This is a genomic window from Roseibium aquae, assembly GCF_008711285.1.
Classification (GTDB): Bacteria; Pseudomonadota; Alphaproteobacteria; order Rhizobiales; family Stappiaceae; genus Roseibium; species Roseibium aquae.
This window is the reverse complement of the sequence record NZ_VXDC01000012.1, coordinates 11,537-29,707: the sequence shown is the minus strand read 5'-3', so window position 1 is coordinate 29,707 and position 18,171 is coordinate 11,537. Positions and strand designations below refer to the sequence as shown.

At 62.6% G+C, this 18,171-nt stretch carries 16 protein-coding genes; 15 read left to right on the top strand and 1 reads right to left on the bottom strand.

Annotation, left to right across the window (positions count from 1 at the left end; translation table 11 throughout):
* The first annotated feature begins 40 nt into the window (after positions 1-40).
* The 14 genes from flgG to F0184_RS17230 all read left to right on the top strand — a co-directional run bounded on the left by flgG (position 41) and on the right by F0184_RS17230 (position 13,921).
* Positions 41-829, top strand: coding sequence for a flagellar basal-body rod protein FlgG (gene flgG, locus F0184_RS17295; RefSeq protein WP_150497463.1), 789 nt, complete (start codon positions 41-43; stop codon positions 827-829).
* 23 nt (positions 830-852) lie between these two features.
* Entirely contained in the window at positions 853-1,317 is a 465-nt protein-coding gene (flgA, locus tag F0184_RS17290) for a flagellar basal body P-ring formation chaperone FlgA (protein ID WP_150497462.1), read from the top strand.
* A 1-nt stretch (position 1,318) separates the two neighbouring features.
* Positions 1,319-2,419 (top strand): flagellar basal body P-ring protein FlgI, encoded by a 1,101-nt coding sequence (flgI, locus tag F0184_RS17285; RefSeq protein WP_150497461.1) that lies wholly within the window; start codon positions 1,319-1,321, stop codon positions 2,417-2,419.
* Positions 2,420-2,569: 150 nt separating this feature from the next.
* Complete coding sequence (locus tag F0184_RS17280) at positions 2,570-3,106, top strand: MotE family protein (protein WP_244299301.1); 537 nt, start codon at positions 2,570-2,572, stop codon at positions 3,104-3,106.
* On the top strand, positions 3,106-3,810 hold the full coding sequence (flgH, locus tag F0184_RS17275) for a flagellar basal body L-ring protein FlgH (RefSeq protein ID WP_150497460.1): 705 nt from the start codon (positions 3,106-3,108) through the stop codon (positions 3,808-3,810). The genes F0184_RS17280 and flgH overlap by 1 nt, the downstream gene beginning before the upstream one ends.
* A gap of 20 nt (positions 3,811-3,830) precedes the next feature.
* Positions 3,831-4,373 carry a flagellar basal body-associated FliL family protein gene (locus F0184_RS17270; protein WP_208998542.1) on the top strand — a complete coding sequence of 181 codons (543 nt, stop codon included), beginning with the start codon at positions 3,831-3,833 and terminating at the stop codon, positions 4,371-4,373.
* Positions 4,373-5,113, top strand: coding sequence for a flagellar type III secretion system pore protein FliP (gene fliP, locus F0184_RS17265; protein ID WP_150497459.1), 741 nt, complete (start codon positions 4,373-4,375; stop codon positions 5,111-5,113). The genes F0184_RS17270 and fliP overlap by 1 nt, the downstream gene beginning before the upstream one ends.
* Before the next feature lie 335 nt (positions 5,114-5,448).
* Positions 5,449-6,384 (top strand): flagellin N-terminal helical domain-containing protein, encoded by a 936-nt coding sequence (locus tag F0184_RS17260; protein ID WP_150497458.1) that lies wholly within the window; start codon positions 5,449-5,451, stop codon positions 6,382-6,384.
* A 693-nt stretch (positions 6,385-7,077) separates the two neighbouring features.
* The gene (gene fliF, locus F0184_RS17255) at positions 7,078-8,727 is read left to right on the top strand and encodes a flagellar basal-body MS-ring/collar protein FliF (protein ID WP_150497457.1); all 1,650 of its coding nucleotides are present in this window, start codon (positions 7,078-7,080) and stop codon (positions 8,725-8,727) included.
* On the top strand, positions 8,727-9,362 hold the full coding sequence (locus tag F0184_RS17250) for a hypothetical protein (protein WP_150497456.1): 636 nt from the start codon (positions 8,727-8,729) through the stop codon (positions 9,360-9,362). Before fliF ends, F0184_RS17250 begins: the two co-directional genes overlap by 1 nt.
* Positions 9,362-10,885 carry a MotB family protein gene (locus tag F0184_RS17245; protein ID WP_208998541.1) on the top strand — a complete coding sequence of 508 codons (1,524 nt, stop codon included), beginning with the start codon at positions 9,362-9,364 and terminating at the stop codon, positions 10,883-10,885. Before F0184_RS17250 ends, F0184_RS17245 begins: the two co-directional genes overlap by 1 nt.
* Positions 10,882-12,108 carry a chemotaxis protein gene (locus F0184_RS17240; RefSeq protein ID WP_150497455.1) on the top strand — a complete coding sequence of 409 codons (1,227 nt, stop codon included), beginning with the start codon at positions 10,882-10,884 and terminating at the stop codon, positions 12,106-12,108. Before F0184_RS17245 ends, F0184_RS17240 begins: the two co-directional genes overlap by 4 nt.
* Positions 12,109-12,111: 3 nt before the next feature.
* Positions 12,112-13,389: a flagellar hook-length control protein FliK gene (gene fliK, locus F0184_RS17235; RefSeq protein ID WP_150497454.1), complete on the top strand. Its 1,278-nt coding sequence runs from the start codon at positions 12,112-12,114 to the stop codon at positions 13,387-13,389.
* Positions 13,322-13,921: a transglycosylase SLT domain-containing protein gene (locus F0184_RS17230; RefSeq protein WP_208998540.1), complete on the top strand. Its 600-nt coding sequence runs from the start codon at positions 13,322-13,324 to the stop codon at positions 13,919-13,921. Before fliK ends, F0184_RS17230 begins: the two co-directional genes overlap by 68 nt.
* A 63-nt stretch (positions 13,922-13,984) precedes the next feature.
* Here the strand turns inward: F0184_RS17230 and F0184_RS17225 are convergent, their stop codons facing one another.
* Complete coding sequence (locus F0184_RS17225) at positions 13,985-14,806, bottom strand: DUF1194 domain-containing protein (protein ID WP_150497453.1); 822 nt, start codon at positions 14,804-14,806, stop codon at positions 13,985-13,987.
* A 146-nt stretch (positions 14,807-14,952) separates the two neighbouring features.
* Between F0184_RS17225 and F0184_RS17220 the strand changes: the two genes are divergently transcribed.
* Positions 14,953-18,171, top strand: a complete 3,219-nt coding sequence (locus F0184_RS17220; protein WP_208998539.1) for a 2Fe-2S iron-sulfur cluster-binding protein — start codon at positions 14,953-14,955, stop codon at positions 18,169-18,171.

Genomic DNA, 18,171 nt, shown 5'->3' with positions numbered 1-18,171 from the left:
GGGCCCTCCCTCCGATCCCAGACCATTTCGGGAGACTAGCATGAAGGCCCTGGCCATCGCCGCGACCGGCATGAGCGCGCAGCAGCTCAATGTTGAAGTTGTCGCAAACAACATCGCCAACATGAACACCACCGCCTTCAAGCGGGCCCAAGCGGAGTTTTCGGACCTGCTTTACCAGGCCGAACGTCTGCAGGGTGTGCCGAACCGCGGCGGCGAGGATCCGGTGCCCGAGGGCGCTCAACTCGGTCTCGGGGTGAAGACGGCCGGGATCCGGAAGCTTCATGTTCAGGGGACCATGACCAATACGGGCAACCAGCTGGATGTCGCCCTTGATGGGCGCGGCTGGTTCGAGGTGACCGGGCCGGACAACGAAATCCTTTACACGCGGGCCGGCTCGTTCAACAAGAATGCCGACGGTCAGCTGGTGACCATCGACGGTTATCAGGTGGAACCGGCCATCGTGTTCCCCGAGAACACCATCGATATCGTGGTCAATGAATCGGGTCAGGTCTTTGCCCAGATCGATGGTGAGCAGCAGCCCCGGGAACTGGGCCAGTTGACGCTTGCCAACTTCGCGAATGACGTCGGGCTTGAACCGGTCGGCGGGAACCTGTTCCGTGAAACGGACGCATCCGGCGAACCGGTCGCCGGCGTGCCCGGGGATCCGGGCTTTGGGATCGTCCGGCAGGGATATCTCGAAGCGTCGAATGTTGATCCCGTAAAGGAAATCACGGCCCTGATCTCTGCGCAGCGCGGCTATGAAATGAATTCCAAGGTGATCAAGGCCGCCGACGAAATGGCGAACACCGTGACCAACGGCATCCGCTAGAAGGCGGGAGGAACAGGCTGGCCATGAGCATCAGACAACGACTTTCCGGTTCCCTTTTCGGCCTGGGCATCCTCCTGACCGGTGCTGTGGCGCAAGCCTCCAGCGTTCAACTGCCCGTTCCCCGAACCACCATTCATCCGGGCGATGAAATCACCCACCAGCATCTAATCGAGCGCAGGTTTCCAAGCAGAACCGCGCAGGAGTTCACCGTGGTGCCGCACAGGAACGATGTTGTCGGGAAAACCGCCCGCCGAACCTTGCCGCCCGGCCGTCCAATTCCGGTCAATGCGGTGCACGATGAAGTCCTCGTCAAGCGCGGGGAGCCGGCGCGGCTGGTCTTTCAGGAGCAGGGGCTGATGATCATCATGCAGGTCGAAGCGCTGCAGTCCGGATCGGCCGGGAAGACCGTGCGCGTGCGAAACGTCGACAGCGGTTTGGTCGTGACTGGCGTCGTTCAGAACGACGGAACCATCCGTGCGGAGAACTAGTATGCGCGTTTTCTTGGCGGCCCTTCTGTCCGTTTGTTTGCTCCACCCGGCCATGGCGATGGTTCGGATCAAGGATGTGGCTTCGCTGCAGGGGGTCCGGGACAACCAGCTTGTCGGGTACGGCCTTGTCATTGGCTTGAAGGGATCCGGCGACAGTCTGCGCAACTCCCCCTTCACCGAGCAGTCGCTGCAATCCATGCTGGACAGCCTGGGGGTGAATGTCCGGGGGGCCAGGCTGCGGACCCGGAATGTCGCGGCGGTCGTTGTCACCGCGGAGCTTCCCCCGTTTGCCGGAAAAGGCTCGCGGATCGACATCAGCGTGTCCTCGCTCGGCGATGCCACATCGCTTGCCGGGGGCATGCTGGTCGCAACGCCGCTTCTGGGCGCGGACGGCCAGGTTTATGCGGTCGGGCAGGGACCTGTGGCGGTTTCCGGGTTTTCCGAGCAGGGTCTCGCCGAAAGCCTGACCCAGGGCATCCCCACGTCCGGCCGGGTGCCGAACGGGGCTCTGGTCGAGCGCGATGTCGGAGCCGAGTTGCGGCAGATCCCCAATCTCGTTCTTGAACTGAACAATCCCGATTTCCGCACCGCCGTGCGGATCGCCGATGCCATAAACCGGTATTCGCTGGAGCGCTATGGCGTGCACACCGCCCGCGAGCGGGATTTGCGGACCGTCGACCTGACGCCGCCGCTCGATGTGAGCAAGACGCGCTACATCGCCGAAATAGAAGCGATACGGATACGGCCGGATCAGATCGCCCGGGTGGTGATCGATGAGCGCACGGGGACCGTGGTGATCGGCGCGGACGTTCAGATTTCCACCGTTGCCATCACGCATGGCAACCTGACGGTGCGGATCACGGAAGCCCCCGAAGTCTCCCAGCCCGGTCCGTTCTCGGAAAACGGTCAGACCGTGGTCGTTCCCCGGACCTATGTCGATGCCCAGGAAGCGGGCGGTCAACTGGCCGTCGTGGGCGGCACGGATCTTCCGACCCTGGTGCGCGGCCTCAACCGGATAGGTCTCAGGCCAACCGGTATTATCGCCATCTTGCAGGCGATCAAGACAGCTGGCGCGCTTCAGGCCGATCTGGTGGTCCAGTAGCAGGCGCGGCGCCCCTGGCGACAATGAGCAAAGGCCCCGGCTCGCCACCAGCCGGGGCCTTTTTTGGTTTGGCGAACAGGTGCCCGTCACCAGCCCCGCGCAAGCCGGGCCAGCGATGGTCCTTTCGAGACCGAAGCAAGAGGGGACACAATGTCCATGGTTCACTCTCCCGTGTTTGTCCGCCCGTCCTGGGCCGCCCTCCTTTTGAGCGGACTGTTTGTGCTGACTGGTGGTGCGGCAGTCAGCGCGCAGTCCGCGGGCGAGGAACCCGGCGCGGGACAGAGCGCGCGCAATGCCGTTTTGTATTGCCAGAACAACGCAGTGTCGGCCGCCGATGCGCGTGCCTCCTGGCAGGCCTGGAAACTGATTTCGCTGGAAGCGCGCCTCGCCCAGCGGATCGAGGAGCTTGCGCGGCGCGAAGTGGAATTCGAGGCCTGGGTGGAACGCCGTGAGGAGATGCTCGCGGCGGTCGAAGACCAGGTGGTGACGATCATCGCCCGGATGCGGCCCGAAGCGGCGGCCGCCCAGCTGGCAACGACCGATGACGACACGGCCGTGGGCGTTCTTCTGAAACTCAAGGCCCGCCAGGCGAGCGGTATCCTGGATGAGATGGACCCGGGCCGCGCGGCCCAACTGACCCAGACCATGGTCGGCATAAGCGATCCCAATTCGGAACGGAGCTTTTGATGCGTATTGTTCTTGGCCTCTTCGCGGCGCTTGGTGTGAGCGCTTGTGCGGGCCAGCTGGAGGATGTCGGCCGCGCGCCGACCATGACGCCGGTTGGTTATGGGCTCGCCTCGCAGCCACCGGCCATCTATCCGCTCAACACGTTCGGGCCGGATGAGCGGAAGGACTTCAATTCCCTGTGGGTGTCGGACCGGGAGAATTTCTTCGCCGATCCGCGCGCCCGCAAGGTTGGCGACGTGCTGACCGTTCTCATCGCCATCAACGACCGCGCGGAACTGGACAATTCCTCCAATCGGAGCCGGACGTCGGGCATCGGGCTGGGCGGATCATTCTCGGGCGGCATCGACAACAGTTCGACCAGCGGCGACGGCGCGTTGAGCGCCGATTCGTCCTCCACCACACGCGGTGAGGGCACGATTGACCGGTCCGAGGATATCCGCCTGTCCGTTGCCGCCGTTGTGACGGACAAGCTGCCCAATGGAAACCTTGTCATCTCAGGATCCCAGGAGGTGCGCGTCAACTACGAGATGCGCATTCTCCAGATCGGAGGGATCGTGCGGCCGCGCGACATCGGGAGCCGGAACACCATCGACTACAACAAGATCGCCGAAGCGCGGATTTCCTATGGCGGCCGGGGCCGCATCACCGAAGTGCAGCAGCCCGGCTGGGGGCAGCAGATCTACGACATCGTGACCCCGTTCTAGGCCGCAAAGGAGGTAGGGTTATGGCGAATATCATCCAATCTCCGGCCTCGGGGACAGGCTTGACGGGCCGCCGCCGCATGCGCACGGAGGGCGACAATTCCGAAATCACCTCTGCATTCTGGCTCAGCTTCACGCTCATGACCCTGATTTCCATCGGCGCCGGCGTGTTGCTGGCCACCCAGGTCGCGGATCACACGCGCACGAGGGTTCTGGCGGAAGTCGAGGCGCAGCGTGAACAGTTTCCCGAAGGCGCAAGCTATCCGGAAAACGCCCGGTTCAAGAAACTCGATCCGATCGTGACGAACTTGTCCGCGCCTGCGGATGCATTCGTCCGGATCCAGGCTTCGGTGGTGTTCAGCGAAGCGGTTGAACCGACCCAGATGGACGTGCTGTCCAGCCGGATCGAAGAGGACATTATCGCGTTTCTGCGCACTCTCACGATCACGCATCTGGAAGGCGGCGTCGCCCTGCAGCATCTGCGAGAAGATCTCAACGAACGGGCGAGAATCCGGTCTGAAGGGCATGTCGAGGAACTTATTTTAGAATCAATGGTGATCCAGTGATGCGTCTTTTTCTGGCGTTGATCGCGCTCGGGCTGCTGGCCGCTCCGGCGGCGGCTCAGATCCCGGACCTGTCCGCCCTGCTCCCGGAAGGCGAGGCAAGTGCAAGCGGCCGGATCATCCAGGTCATCGCGCTGCTCACGGTTCTGTCGGTGGCGCCCGGGATCTTGATCATGACCACGAGCTTCATCCGCTTCGTGGTCGCATTCTCCTTCCTTCGGGCGGGCATCGGCCTGCAGACCACGCCGGGCAATCTCATTCTCATCTCGCTCGCCTTGTTCATGACCTTCTACGTCATGGCACCGACATTCGACCGCGCCTGGCAGGAAGGGGTTGTTCCCTTGATGAACAACGAGATCACCGAAGAGCAGGCCTATGAGCGGATCACCGAACCTTTTCGTGAATTCATGCTAAGCCAGGTCCGTGAAAAGGATCTGGTTCTGTTCGATGATCTGGCCATCGGACGGGTGACCGACGGACCGGCGGCCTCGCCGGAAGAGGTTGAACTCCGGGTCCTGATCCCCGCCTTCATGATTTCGGAACTCCGGCGGGGCTTCGAGATCGGCTTCCTGATCGCGCTGCCGTTCCTGGTGATCGACATGATCGTCGCCACGATCGTCATGTCGATGGGCATGATGATGCTTCCTCCGACAGTCATATCTCTTCCGTTCAAGGCCCTGTTCTTCGTCCTGATTGACGGTTGGAACCTGCTTGTGGGCAGTCTGATACGCTCGTTTGTCTAGCGGCATACAAATAGGCCGGAACATCGGTGGCGCGGACCTTCGGGGCCGCGCTTCTTGCTTTGGCGCGGACCTTGCGGGCCCGGACCCAAGCGATTTTCCCAGTTCGTTGATCGGCCTTGGATGAGTTGGCCGTCCAAAGACCGGCTTGCGGCGAAAAAGCGGATGAGAAGGCATTGTCTGTTTCGCGGTAAGCTTCGCGAAAGGTATCGGCGCTAGTGTGGGCTCACACGACGGATTGAGCAAACCAACTGGCTCAAAGGCATGATGCTGACCCGTCGTCCCGGTGCAACTCCGGAATGTCCCAGTTCAACCTCTTTGAATGAAAGGGACATACCATGTCTAGCTTGCTTACCAACACCGCTGCGATGACTGCTCTGCAAACGCTGAGCATGACCAACAAGAGCCTGGCCGAAACGCAGAACCGGATCTCCACCGGCATGCGCGTTGCCAGCGCGGAAGACAATTCCGCTTATTGGTCGATCGCAACGACCATGAAGTCCGACAACCAGGCGCTTTCGGCTGTTCAGGACTCCCTCGGTCTGGGTGCGGCAACCGTCGACACCATGTACACGGCGATGAACAGCACCGTCGACAAGCTCACTGAAATGAAGAGCTTGCTGGTGACCGCGGCAACCCCGGGCACAGACCCTGGCAAGGTTCAAAAGAACATCGAAGCGATCCAGGCGACCCTTCAGCAGACCGCTGATTCCTCGGTCTTCAACGGTGTCAACTGGCTGGCCACGGACCTGACCACGACCAACACCGCTGAAATCGTGAGCTCGTTCACGCGGAACGCGGCCGGCACGGTGACGGTCTTGAAAACGACCGTCGATCTGACCTCCATCCAGCTCGTTGACCGCGCTGGCGGCGGTGCCGGCATCCTCGACACGGACCGCTCGGCTGCGATCACGGCTCCGGTGACCGGCACGTTGACTGGCACGACCATTCTCGACTGGGATGTCTCGGCCCTAAGCAATCAGGACGACACGGCGACGTTCGACACCCTGATTGCCGAGGTTGACGCGGCGCTGGCGCAGGTGATCGACTCCACGGCTGACCTCGGTGCCATCAAGGCCCGCGTTGACCTTCAGAAGGACTTCGTGAGCCAGCTCACCGATGCGATCGACCGTGGTGTTGGCCAGCTCGTCGATGCGGACATGAACGCCGAATCCACCCGCTTGCAGGCCCTCCAGACCCAGCAGCAGCTCGGCATTCAGGCCCTGTCCATTGCCAACGCTGGCAGCCAGAACATCCTGTCGCTGTTCCGGTAATCCTTCCGGTTTTTGGAAGCTTGGGGGCCGCGCTCATGGCGCGGCCCCTGGACTTTTTGTAAGGGTGCGACTTTCCCGACCCTCATCTTGAGGTGCGGCGCGGAGCGAAGCCTCGAAAGATGGGCGGTTAAATCGATAGGCTGCCGGAGATCCTTCGAGACGGTCCTCCGGACCTCCTCAGGATGAGGCGATCAACAGACTTTCCCGACCCTCATCTTGAGGTGCGGTGCGGAGCGAAGCGAAGCCTCGAAAGATTGGCGGTTAAATCGATAGGCTGCCGGAGATCCTTCGAGACGGCCCTTCGGACCTCCTCAGGATGAGGTGATCAGCAGGCTTTTTCAGACCCTCATCTTGAGGTGCGGCGCGGAGCGAAGCCTCGAAAGATTGGCGGTTAAATCGATAGGCTGCCGGAGATCCTTCGAGACGGTCCTCCGGACCGCCTCAGGATGAGGCGATCAACAGACTTTCCCGACCCTCATCTTGAGGTGCGGAGCGAAGCGAAGCTTCGAAAGATGGGCGGTTAAATCGATAGGCTGCCGGAGATCCTTCGAGACGGCCCTTCGGACCTCCTCAGGATGAGGCGATCAGCAGACTTTGTGATCAAGCCGGGCGGCCCGCCGGCAATCCCCGCACAAGCTCGCTGGCCAATAGTGGGCCGAGTGACCTTCAAAACGCTGTTTTAAGGGGTAAGGAATGCCGGGCCGCGAACAAGCCGAAAAACTATGGGCAAATCTGCTGGAGCTGGGGGTCAAGCGCCTGATCGCTCTGGCCTTGATCGGGATTGCAACCATCGCAACCGTTGGGGTGGGTGCGTATTATCTCAGCCGGCCCGAGCAAACGGTTCTTTACACCGGGCTGGAAGGCAACGACGTCACCCGCATGGGCGCCGCGCTCCAGGATGCGGGCGTTCCCTACGATGTCAATGCCGATGGCACGGCCATCATGGTCAGCCACGCCATGGGCTCCCGGGCCCGCATGCTGCTGGCGGAAAAAGGCCTGCCCCGCGGAGCCGGCAGCGGCTACGAGCTTTTCGATGAACTGGGATCCCTGGGGCTGACATCCTTCATGCAGGAAGTCACGCGCGTGCGGGCGCTCGAGGGTGAACTGGCGCGCACGATCCAGTTGATGCAGGGCGTGCGCGCGGCCCGCGTTCACATCGTGCTGCCGGAAAAGGGATCGTTCCGGAGGGACCAGCAACCGCCTTCGGCCTCGGTTGTCATCCGGTCGGAAATGCCGGACGACATTCGCACGGCGGATGCGATCCGGCACCTGGTGGCGGCGGCCGTCCCGGGCATGGACTCCGACCAGGTGACCGTGTTGGACACCTCCGGGGGCTTGCTTGCCAGCGGCAAGGATCCGGCCAATGCAACGGCCGGTCAGTTGGCATCGCTGGAAAGCGCCGTCTCGCAACGGGTTCAGGAGAATATCCGCAAGACGTTGACGCCCTATCTGGGTCTTGACCATTTCCAGGTCAGCGTGGCCGCCGAACTCAACACGGACCGGACACGTATCGCCGAAACCATCTTCGATCCCGATTCCCGGATCGAACGGTCCGTGCGCACCATCCGCGAGAGCGAGAACGCCCAGAACACCAGCACGGAAGCGCCGGTCACCGTGGAACAGAACCTTCCGGAGGAAGACGTTCCGGCGGAAAACGGCGAACGGTCGAGCGAGGAAAACCAGCGCCGCGAAGAAACCGTCAACTATGAAATCTCGTCCAAACTGATCGAGACCAACCAGGAGGGATACCGCGTCGAGCGGCTGTCCGTGGCGGTTCTGATCGACCGGGCGCGGTTGCATGACTCGCTTGGTGGCAATCCCGATGAAACCGCAGTGGAGGAACAACTGACGGTGATCCGCGAGCTCGCGGCATCCGCGGCCGGTCTCGACGCCGAACGCGGCGACAACGTGAAGGTTGCCGTCGTCGATTTTGTGGATGGCGGGCGCAACATGGAACCGGTTCCACCGCTCTCCGTCAGCGAGTATCTTCTGCGCCAGTCCGGCAATCTCATCAACGCGGCCGCCATTCTTGCTGTGGCCATGCTGGTGGTGTGGTTCGGCCTGCGTCCGGCCGTTGCGGCGCTCGTCCCGCAGGTCAAGACGGCGGCGGCCTCCGCCGAGATGTCGGAAACGCCATTGCTGGGCGATGGCAGCGAGGTGCCCGAGGCCGTGTTCTCGGCCCAGGATCTCCTGGCCCCCCCCAACCATGCCGATCTGCTTCAAGAACTGACGACCCGGATCAACCAGTCACCGCTCAAGAAGCTGGAGGCGATCCTCGAATACAACGAGGAGCAGTCGGCCGCGATCTTGCGCCAATGGCTTTATGATGCGGAGCGTGTGTGATGCCTTCTGGAATTGCCGCCGTCATCCCGGTGCTGTCTCAAGTGGACGTCGTCGATCCGACGTATGGTCAATCCGACGTGGCCGAATTCGAACCCCTGGCGCCGGCGCCCGAGCCGGAACTGTCCCTGGAAGACCAGCTTGCCGAAGCCTATCAGCGCGGGCGTCTGGATGCGGGCGAGGAGCTCAAAGACGCGTTTGAAACCGAACGCATGCGGTTGAAACGGGCCGCGGATGCGGAGATGGAAACCTTCCGGATTTCGTTTGAGGACGACCTGGCCGCCAAGGTGAGCGCCGATCTGGAGGCCGCCTTTGCGGCTCTGGAGATGAAACTGTCGGCGTCCGTGGCCCGATGCCTCGATCCCTTGCTCGACGATGCGCTCGTCGCTCATGTCGTTGCCGGATTCGAGGAAGCGTTGCGGCAGGTGTGGAGCGGGGAGGAAGGACGGGCCTTGAAGATTTCCGGTCCGCAATCCCTGCTCGAGCGTTTGGAAGCCAGTCTCGGCGCGGACGCAGGGCGCGTCCAACTCGAAGTGGCGGCGCGCACGGAACTGACGGCTTGCCTCGACGATACCGTGATTTCGACCCGTCTGTCCGATTGGCAGATGCACCTCCAATCCGCCCGGGAGACCCGGTGATGCTCCATCCAATGCCCCAAGAAATCATCATTGTCCGCCGCAAGCCCGCCTGGGAGGATGACCGCAAATCGGCCGGAGTTTGGAAGATCGCGCATGCGGATTTCATGACCGCGCTCATGGCGTTCTTTCTTGTGATGTGGCTGATCAATGTCACCGATGACAGCGTCCGCCAGGGCGTCGCGCAGTACTTCAACCCCGTTAAGCTCGCCTCAACCGCCTCGAGCCAGAAGGGCTTGCATGATCCCTTCGTCAGCGGCGTGACCAACGAGGGCGGTACCAGCACGCAAGACGGCGCGGAAAACGAAAAAGGCATGACTGGCTCTCCTCCGGGGGAGGAAGGGTCCACGAACGAGGCGGCCGAGGATGGCGCGCAGAAGAGGACTGGTCAAACGTCCGGCGAGTTCAGTCCGCGCTATTCCGAAAGCCGACTGTTCACCGACCCTTACGCCGTGCTCGACACCCTGGCGAAGATGGTCCAGATCGCCGAGGAGGGTGAAAGCAGCCCCGAGGGGATCGGGTCCGGTCTTGAAAAGCAGGCCGGTGCCCGCGGCGGCCAAGCCTATCGCGATCCCTTCGATCCCTTGTATTGGCAATTGGTTCCCAGCCGCGACATCGACGGCAAACCGGCTGCCGATGCCATGCAACTTTCGGATGGAACGGAAACCGGAATGGGCGAGGCCGGGACAGGACCTGCGGATCCGCGCGGGATCACCCAATCCGAGGGTCCCTACGCGCTGCCCGGTCTCCTGGTACCGGAGGGCGTTGTGGGCGACCGCCGGGCACTGACCGATGCGGCCGGCGAACCGATTTCCGAAACAGCGCGTGAATTTCTGGCGGCGCTGGAGGGCGAAGCGGATTCGCAAAGCCAAATGGCGCCGATGCAGGTGGCCGGCGATCAACCCCCGCAACCTGCGCAGAACGGAGCACAGTCTTCGAATGCGGCCCCGTTGGCGCCGCGCGCCAACGCCCCGGACCAGCCGGTGTCCGGTGTCCCGGCGGCACGGATGCCACCTCGGGACAAACCCGCGAGTGTGGATCCAGGCACGCGGCCGGGGTCGGATCTTGTCGCCGAACTTCGGGCGCAGCTCACCGCGGCCGGCGGCACCACCCTGGCGGAAACGGCGGGGCGGATCCAAGTCACGCAAGGGGCCGATGGCACGGCGCTAATCAGCCTGACCGACGATCAGAATTTCGGGATGTTCGCCGTGGGGTCGGCCGAGCCGCGCCCGGAACTGGTCGCGTTGCTGGAAAGACTGGGGCAGGTGATCGCCCAACGGCCGGGAGACATCATCGTCAAGGGTCACACGGATGCCCGTCCGTTCCGGTCGCGGGACTACGACAATTGGCGTCTGTCTTCGGCCCGCGCCCATATGGCTCTTTACATGCTCTCGCGCGGCGGTGTTCCCACGGATCGATTTGTCCGGGTTGAAGGATACGCCGACCGGGATCTGAAGAACCCGGATGATCCCTATGCGGCGGTTAACCGGCGCATTGAAATACTCATGAAGGAGACCCGCGGATGATCCCGTCGCTGGTTTGGCTTGGCCGCCCGCTGGAACGCTTGTCCCTTTTGCTCGTGATGCTGATCTGGCTGGCAGGTGCTGTGATCGGGCAAGTGGCGGCCCAGCAGATGCCCGAGCACCAACCTTTCGAGATGATCCGCACATTGCAAACGCTGCAATCGCAGGTCGCCGAAGGAAACAGCCAAGCTCATTCCGCGCAGCGGGCGCTGCTGATCCAAATGGATGGCGCCTTCATGGACGCGCGGCCCGAGGTCTGGCAGGAACCGCGCAATGCCCGCGCGGCCGTGATCCACCTCCTCAGCGGCGGCCATCCGGACGTCATGCGCCAGCTTTTGCGCTATGATCCGGCCCCTGCCGTGGATCCGCGTTTGATGCTTGCCGCCCTGGCATATGTGGAAGGGCGGGGAAGCGATCTGAACGACCTTCTGGTCGATGTCGATCCGATGGAACTGCCGCCCAGCCTCGGCGGCCACATCGCCCTGGTCAAGGCGACAGGCCTCATTCAATCTGAGCCGCGCGAGGCTTTGACCTATTTGGGGCAGGCGCGATTGCTGATGCCCGGAAGCCTGATCGAAGAGGCGGCGCTTCGCCGCGAGATTTTCGTTGCGGGGACCGTTGGTGAAGTCGAGCGGTTTCAATCCTTGTCGCTGAGATACCTTCGGCGCTACCGGAATTCGATGTTCGCAAGCGATTTCCGCCGCCGGTTCGCGATTGCCATCGATGCGCTCGGATTTGCCGAAAACCTGGAGCGGTTTTCCCTGCTGGAGGGGCTGCTCGCGGAATTCGACCAGGACACCCGCCGGGCGCTTTATCTGCGCCTTGCAAGGACGGCCGTTCTGGGCGGTCATCTCGACATCTCCCGGGAAGCCACCGAGCGCGCGGACCCGATCACGGTCGAAGGATCGCTCGCCGAAATGACGCTCCGGCTCTACCAGGCGGCCAGCATCATTGACCCCGAACGCATGACCGAGCGCCGCGACATCTTGTGGTCGATCGACCCCCGGCGCCTGAACCGCGAGGATCGGGAATTGGCCGATGCGGTCATGGAACTCACGAACAGAATCAGACATTTCCCCGACCCACCCGCGAATGTGATCGGAGAGTTCTCCGTTCCCGAAACCCTCCCGGCACCGGAGGATCCGTCCTGGGAACTCACCTCCATGCGCCGGGCGCAGGATCTCTTGGACAGAACGGCGGAATTGCTGAAGCGGGTGGAGGGTTGAACGATGAGCACTGGAATTCAGGGATCCATGCAAACGGCGAAGCTCGCGGAAACCAAACTGGGTAGAGGGAGCTCCGAAGCTGCCAGCGGCGAGGGGGCGAAGGACGCCGCCAAACAATTCACGGATCTGTTGGGCAATCTTTCCGGCCGCGGCAAGGGGGCGGTCGACGGTCAGGCACGGGACGGCGGCGGCGCGGACGGCAGGGCCGCGCGGGAGCCGGGCAGCGCGGCAAGGCCTGACCCGCGCGAGGGGCCGGCCGTGCGAGACAGCAAGGAAGACGCGGCCCGCGCCGAAGGGCAGGACGCAGCTGCAGCCAATCCGGCGCGCTTCGGCATTGAAACCCTGTCCGGTGCCTTGAACATCGTGTCGAAGGTCGTCGAAGGCTCAAGAACGGCCGGATCGCCCGAGATGCCGGTGCTTCAGCATCGTGCAGGTCAGCAAAAGCTTCAGTCATATCTGTCCAGTGGTCTTGCCCTGACACAGGTGACGTCCGGACCAAAGACCGCGAATGGGTCTGTTGCCGCGCCGCAGGGCGGATTGGGCAATGGCCAGCAGGGAACCAGCAGTCTGTTTGCCCAATTCGGTACGGAGCCGCAACGCATTGGCGATCCGCTTTTGAACGACGCGCGCAAGCTGGACACCTTTGCGAGGATCGAACCTGGTTCGTTGAAGGTTCTAAAGCAGGAGACCCATTTCGCCCCTTCCATGCGGCTGTCCCCGGTGCAGCAGGTTGGCCAGAGCCTCGTCGGGGCGTTGAATGAGGTCGCCGCCGGTCTGCGGACAGGCACGAGTGCCTTCGCAAGACCGGAAGGGCCGGTCTTGAAGACCCTCGAAATTCAGTTGACGCCGATCGAACTGGGCACGGTCAAGGTCACCTTGAAGATGGTCGACAACGCCGTTGCGGTGACATTGAAGGCGAGCAACCCGCAAACGGCTGAATTGTTAAAACAGGATCGGGGTCTCCTTGACCAGATGCTGCGGGTCACCGGACACAAGGCGGAAACAATCACCATTCAGACGGCTGCGGACGACCGGCCGCTTTTCGCGCCGCAAGCCTCGGGCAATGCAGGTCAATCACAATCTGCGCCGAACCAGGGCGCCGGAACCCAGCCGGGGCATCCGGGTTTTGATCAAGCCGGATCTGGCGGCGGTCAGGACCGGCATGACCGGCAGCACGATGACAGATTTGGTGTTGACGAGGGGTTGGTGCCCGATGACCGGAATCCGTCCGAGACGAAACAAGCCGCTTCTGGCAGCCATGTTGACGGGATTTATCTCTAGCGTTTCGCTGACAGTCGCGCAGCCGGCTTGGGCGGGGTTTGAGAATGTCTGTGAGCGCGAGATGGCGGCGGCTGCCCGCAAATACAACGTGCCGCTGGGGGTTCTTTACGCGGTGGGGCTGACCGAGACCGGCCGCGGGAAACAGCTCTATCCGCATGCGCTGAACATTGAAGGCAAATCCGTCTTTCCGCCCACCCGCGCGGCCGCCAGGGCCGACGTCCTCGCGGCCAAGCAACAGGGCAAGAAGCTGATCGACATCGGGTGTATGCAGATCAACCACTATTGGCACGGACAGGAATTCCGGTCGGTCGATCACATGCTCGAGCCGGGGGCCAATGTCGAATACGCGGCCAGGTTTCTCAAGGACTTGAAAGCCCGGCAGGGCTCCTGGACCATGGCGGTGGCCCGATATCACGCCGGACCGGACAACGACCCGGCGCAAAAGCGCTATGTCTGCAAGGTCATCGAGAACATGGTGGCCTCCGGTTTTGGCGCATGGACCAAAAACGCGAAAAGCTTCTGTCACGGATAAGGCGTAAAGGCGATCGGAAGTCGCGCGATTATATCGCGAGCGATTATCGGTGGATCGCGTGGTTTAAGGGAGAACCTGATCCGGCCGGTAAAACTGCTCCCAGATCTTTTCCCCGATCAGGCAGTCATATCCTTTCTCCCGCACGCCTGACCATGCGGTCGGGGTAACGGCCAGATCCGGCGGGACGTGGCCGGCAAGTTCAAGCACCAGTTTGCGCCGCACCGCCGATGGGAACTCCTGCCAGGTCCGCACGGGTATGGAAAAGGAAAGCGGACCGCCGATGACGCATTCGGCATAGTAGAGATCGAGGTCGTCCAGATGGAACCGCTGGCCGGCGCCTTCCCGTGTCATGAGCGGCAAGCCGTTGATCACGAACCCGCTTGCCACAAGGGCATCGCGGGCGGCCTCGATCGGGCCGCCGATGTTGTTCGGCCCGTCCCCGGACACGTCGATCACCCGCCGTTCTCCGACAAAGCCGTTCACTGCGAAGGAACCCGGCGCGTAGTCGAGCAAGGCGGATATGGATGTGCGCCGCAAGATCACCGGTGGACTGGTGGTGAGTGCGGCGGCGAACGCCGCCAGATCATCAGGCGTATCGATGAGGGTCCACGGCACAACGGTTCTTTGGGCCGAGACGCCGGACCATTCGATATAGGTGAGGGCGACCCGTTGGTGATAGCCGGTCTGAATGGCGGCGAAGACGTCCGGATCCCGCAAAGCCGCAGCATAGCCTTGGCGTTGAATTTCCTGTTCGCCGGCGGACATGGAATAGGACACATCCACGGCGAGCATCAGCTCGACATCCACCGGCAAGTCGTCAGCCCTGACCTCGTTGGACCAGGCAAATCCGGTAATGAGTGCCAGAACGCTTAGCAGATACCTCATGACCGCCTCCCTTTGGATCGCGGCAGTGTGGCGGCGCGGCATGCGGTTTGGCAAGAGGCTGGCGACCGGTGTGTCTGATGGATGCGGGGAATTGATTTGCGCAATCTTCCCAGATAGTTTCAATTGAAACCAAATCGGAGGGAGGGATGGCCTTGGGGGGAAAGTTGTTTTCGGACAGGAACCGGCCGGTTCATATGGGGCCGTATCCGACCGAGCGCCTCAAGCGGATGTCCGGCCGGGCCGACCTTGCAGGGGTGCCGAAAATGATGCCGGTGTCATTCCGGCGTCCGGACATGCCGGAAAGCCTGGTCAATGCCATGGCCGAGTATCAGGCCATGATGGACGCCATCCGGGATGGTCTGGTCAACAAGGCCGTTGCGGAGATCCCGGCGGATCCTGCCGAGCGGGCCAATCATCTGAAAGCGTTCGGCTATTTTTCCGATGCCTCGATGGTGGGCATGTGCCGGTTGCCAGGAGGGGCGATCCTGGAAACCCCGATCGCCAATCCGGATATCCCACGGCTGGCCCACGCGCTCAGGACGCGGCAGACCAAGACGCTGGCCTCAGGTATCGACGTGATCATGGCGGACCTCAAGGAGAGCATGGAGGCACCACCGACCACCATCGATGGGCATACCCATGCGATCGTGTTCCTCTACGAGAACCCGCGCGCGCCGGAAAGGGACGAGCCGGGCACCGAGTGGCTGGTCGATGCACTGGCGCAGCGGGCAGGCTTGCGGGCCAACGAAACGGCCGCCGTTCTGGCCAACTACATACGCCTGCTGGGGTTTGACGCGAAGTCGCACTCGGTGTCAGCCTCCGATGTCGATCTCGGCAAGCTGGCGGTGGCCAGCGGTCTGGCAACCGTGGAGGAGGGGCGCCTGACCGCGCCCTATATCGGGCCGTCCTTTGGATTGGCGGCCATCACCTGCACATTGGAGGTTGCGCCCGATCTGCCGTTGGCACCGATGGCCGAACAGCCTTATTTCAAGGCATTCGGTCCGGCCTGGTGGCTGGGCAATGGCTTTCAGAAATCGGCGTTCAATCGCGACCCTTTCAGAAAACGCCGCTTCGCTGATGGCCCGCATCCCTTCGAGACGCTGAAGCGGGTCGACGCGCCAACCACCTATATCGATGAAGCGCGGGTGGCCCGTGTTCCGAAACGGGCGGACATGTTCGCCCGCGCGCAATTCGGCGACATGGGCAAGGCGGTGCAGGACGGGGCCAAGGGCGGGCATTATGCGCGCAAGTCCGCGCCCAGTTTCGCGCAGCGCCGCGCGCTTGGCGCGTTCGTTCTGTTGCAGGATGGAGAACCGGACAAGTTTGCGGAGCGGCCCTCCGATCCTTTGCAAAACGCGCAGAACATCAAGGCGGCCTGTTATTTCCTGGGTGTCGACGCGGTTGGGATTTCGCGCTGCCCCGAGTGGACCTGGTATTCGCACGATGCGGCGGGCGCGCCGATCGACCCGCCGCACGATCAGGCGATCTCCATGATCATCGACCAGGGCTTCGAGACCATGGAGGGCGCGTCGGGCGACGACTGGATCTCCGTGGCCCAATCCATGCGCGCTTACTTGAGGTTCTCGCTGCTCGGCGGCGTGATCGCCAAACAGATCCGCAATCTTGGCTACAGGGCCAAGGCGCACACGGTTCTGGACGGGGAGGTGCTACAGCCGCCGCTGTTGCTGCTGTCTGGACTTGGCGAGGTCAGCCGCATCGGGGAGGTGATCCTCAACCCGTTTCTGGGACCGCGGCTGAAGTCGGGGGTGGTGACGACGGACATGCCGCTGGCCCACGACAAACCGATCGATTTCGGCCTGCAAAGGTTCTGCGAAACCTGCAACAAATGCGCGCGCGAATGCCCCTCAGGGGCAATCACCGCCGGGCCGAAGCTGATGTTCAACGGCTATGAGATCTGGAAATCGGACAGCCAGAAATGCGCCACCTACCGGATCACAACGCCGGGCGGAGCGATGTGCGGGCGTTGCATGAAGACCTGCCCTTGGAACCTCGAAGGCCTGTTCGCCGAAGCGCCCTTCCGCTGGGCCGCGTCCAACATTCCCTCCGCCGCTCCGGTGCTGGCGAAACTGGACGACCTTGCCGGCAAGGGCGGGCTCAATCCGGTCAAGAAATGGTGGTGGGACATCGAGCTTCAGGAGGACGGAGCCTATCGGCCGACCCGCCATCCGGTGAACCGGCGCGATCTTCAAAAGGATCTGAAGCTCAAATACGAAGATCAGACGCTGGCCGTCTATCCGGCGCCGCTTGCCCCCCACCCATGGCCCTATCCTTTCCCGATGGACCGGGAAGCGGGGATCGAAGCCTATCAGGCGATGGTGACGGCCAGGGAGTACAAGCTCAAACTCGCCCGCGGGGAGACGGACCATCTGCACAGCTATGCCCTGCCGGGGGATGCGCCGGTGATGCAGGTGGTCGTCTCGAAAGCTGACAAGATCGGGTCTTGCATCATCCGGTATGAGCTGAGCAGCCTGGATGGTACCGACCTGCCGGCCTGGACGGCGGGAGCCCATATCGACATCGTCGTGGCCCCGGAATATCTGCGGCAATACTCGCTGTGCGGCGACCCGGCCGACCGCAGCCGGTATGTGATCGGTGTCTTGCGCGAGGATGAGGGCCGGGGCGGCTCGCAGCTCATGCACCGGATCTTCAGCGAAGTGCGCAAGATCTTTATCTCCAAACCCATCAATCATTTCGAGCTTACGGAAGGCGCCGGGATGAGCCTTCTGATGGGCGGGGGGATCGGCATCACGCCGATGATTGCCTTTGCCAACCGGCTGCATGCTCTGGGGCGCGAATTCGAGCTGCATTATTCGGCGAAGTCGCGTGCCGATGCCGCATTTCAGCAGGAACTGGAGTCCGCGCCCTGGGCGGCGCGCGTGCGGCTCCATCTGTCGCAAGAGGGAAGCCGCGTGGATCTTCAGCGCCTCATGCGGCGCTATCAGTCCGGCTGGCATGTCTATACATGCGGACCCGACCGCTACATGGCGGCGGTGATGGACGCGGCGGAGGCGGCCGGTTTCCCCGATGAGGCCCGGCACCTTGAGTATTTCTCGGTGCCCGAGCAGCCGGAGTACCAGAACCATGAGTTTGTCCTGAAACTCCGGGATGGACGGGAAATCGCCGTCCCGGCGGACCGGACCGCGGCGGATGTCCTGAACGAGGCCGGTGTTCGGGTCGACGTGAAATGCGCGGATGGGATCTGCGGCGTATGCAAATGCGGGGTTCTTGCCGGCGCGGTTGAACATCGCGACTTCGTGCTGTCCAACAAACAGCGCGAGACCGCTCTGATCTTGTGTCAGAGCCGCGCGGCGGATCCCGGTGGCGTCATCGAAATCGATCTCTAA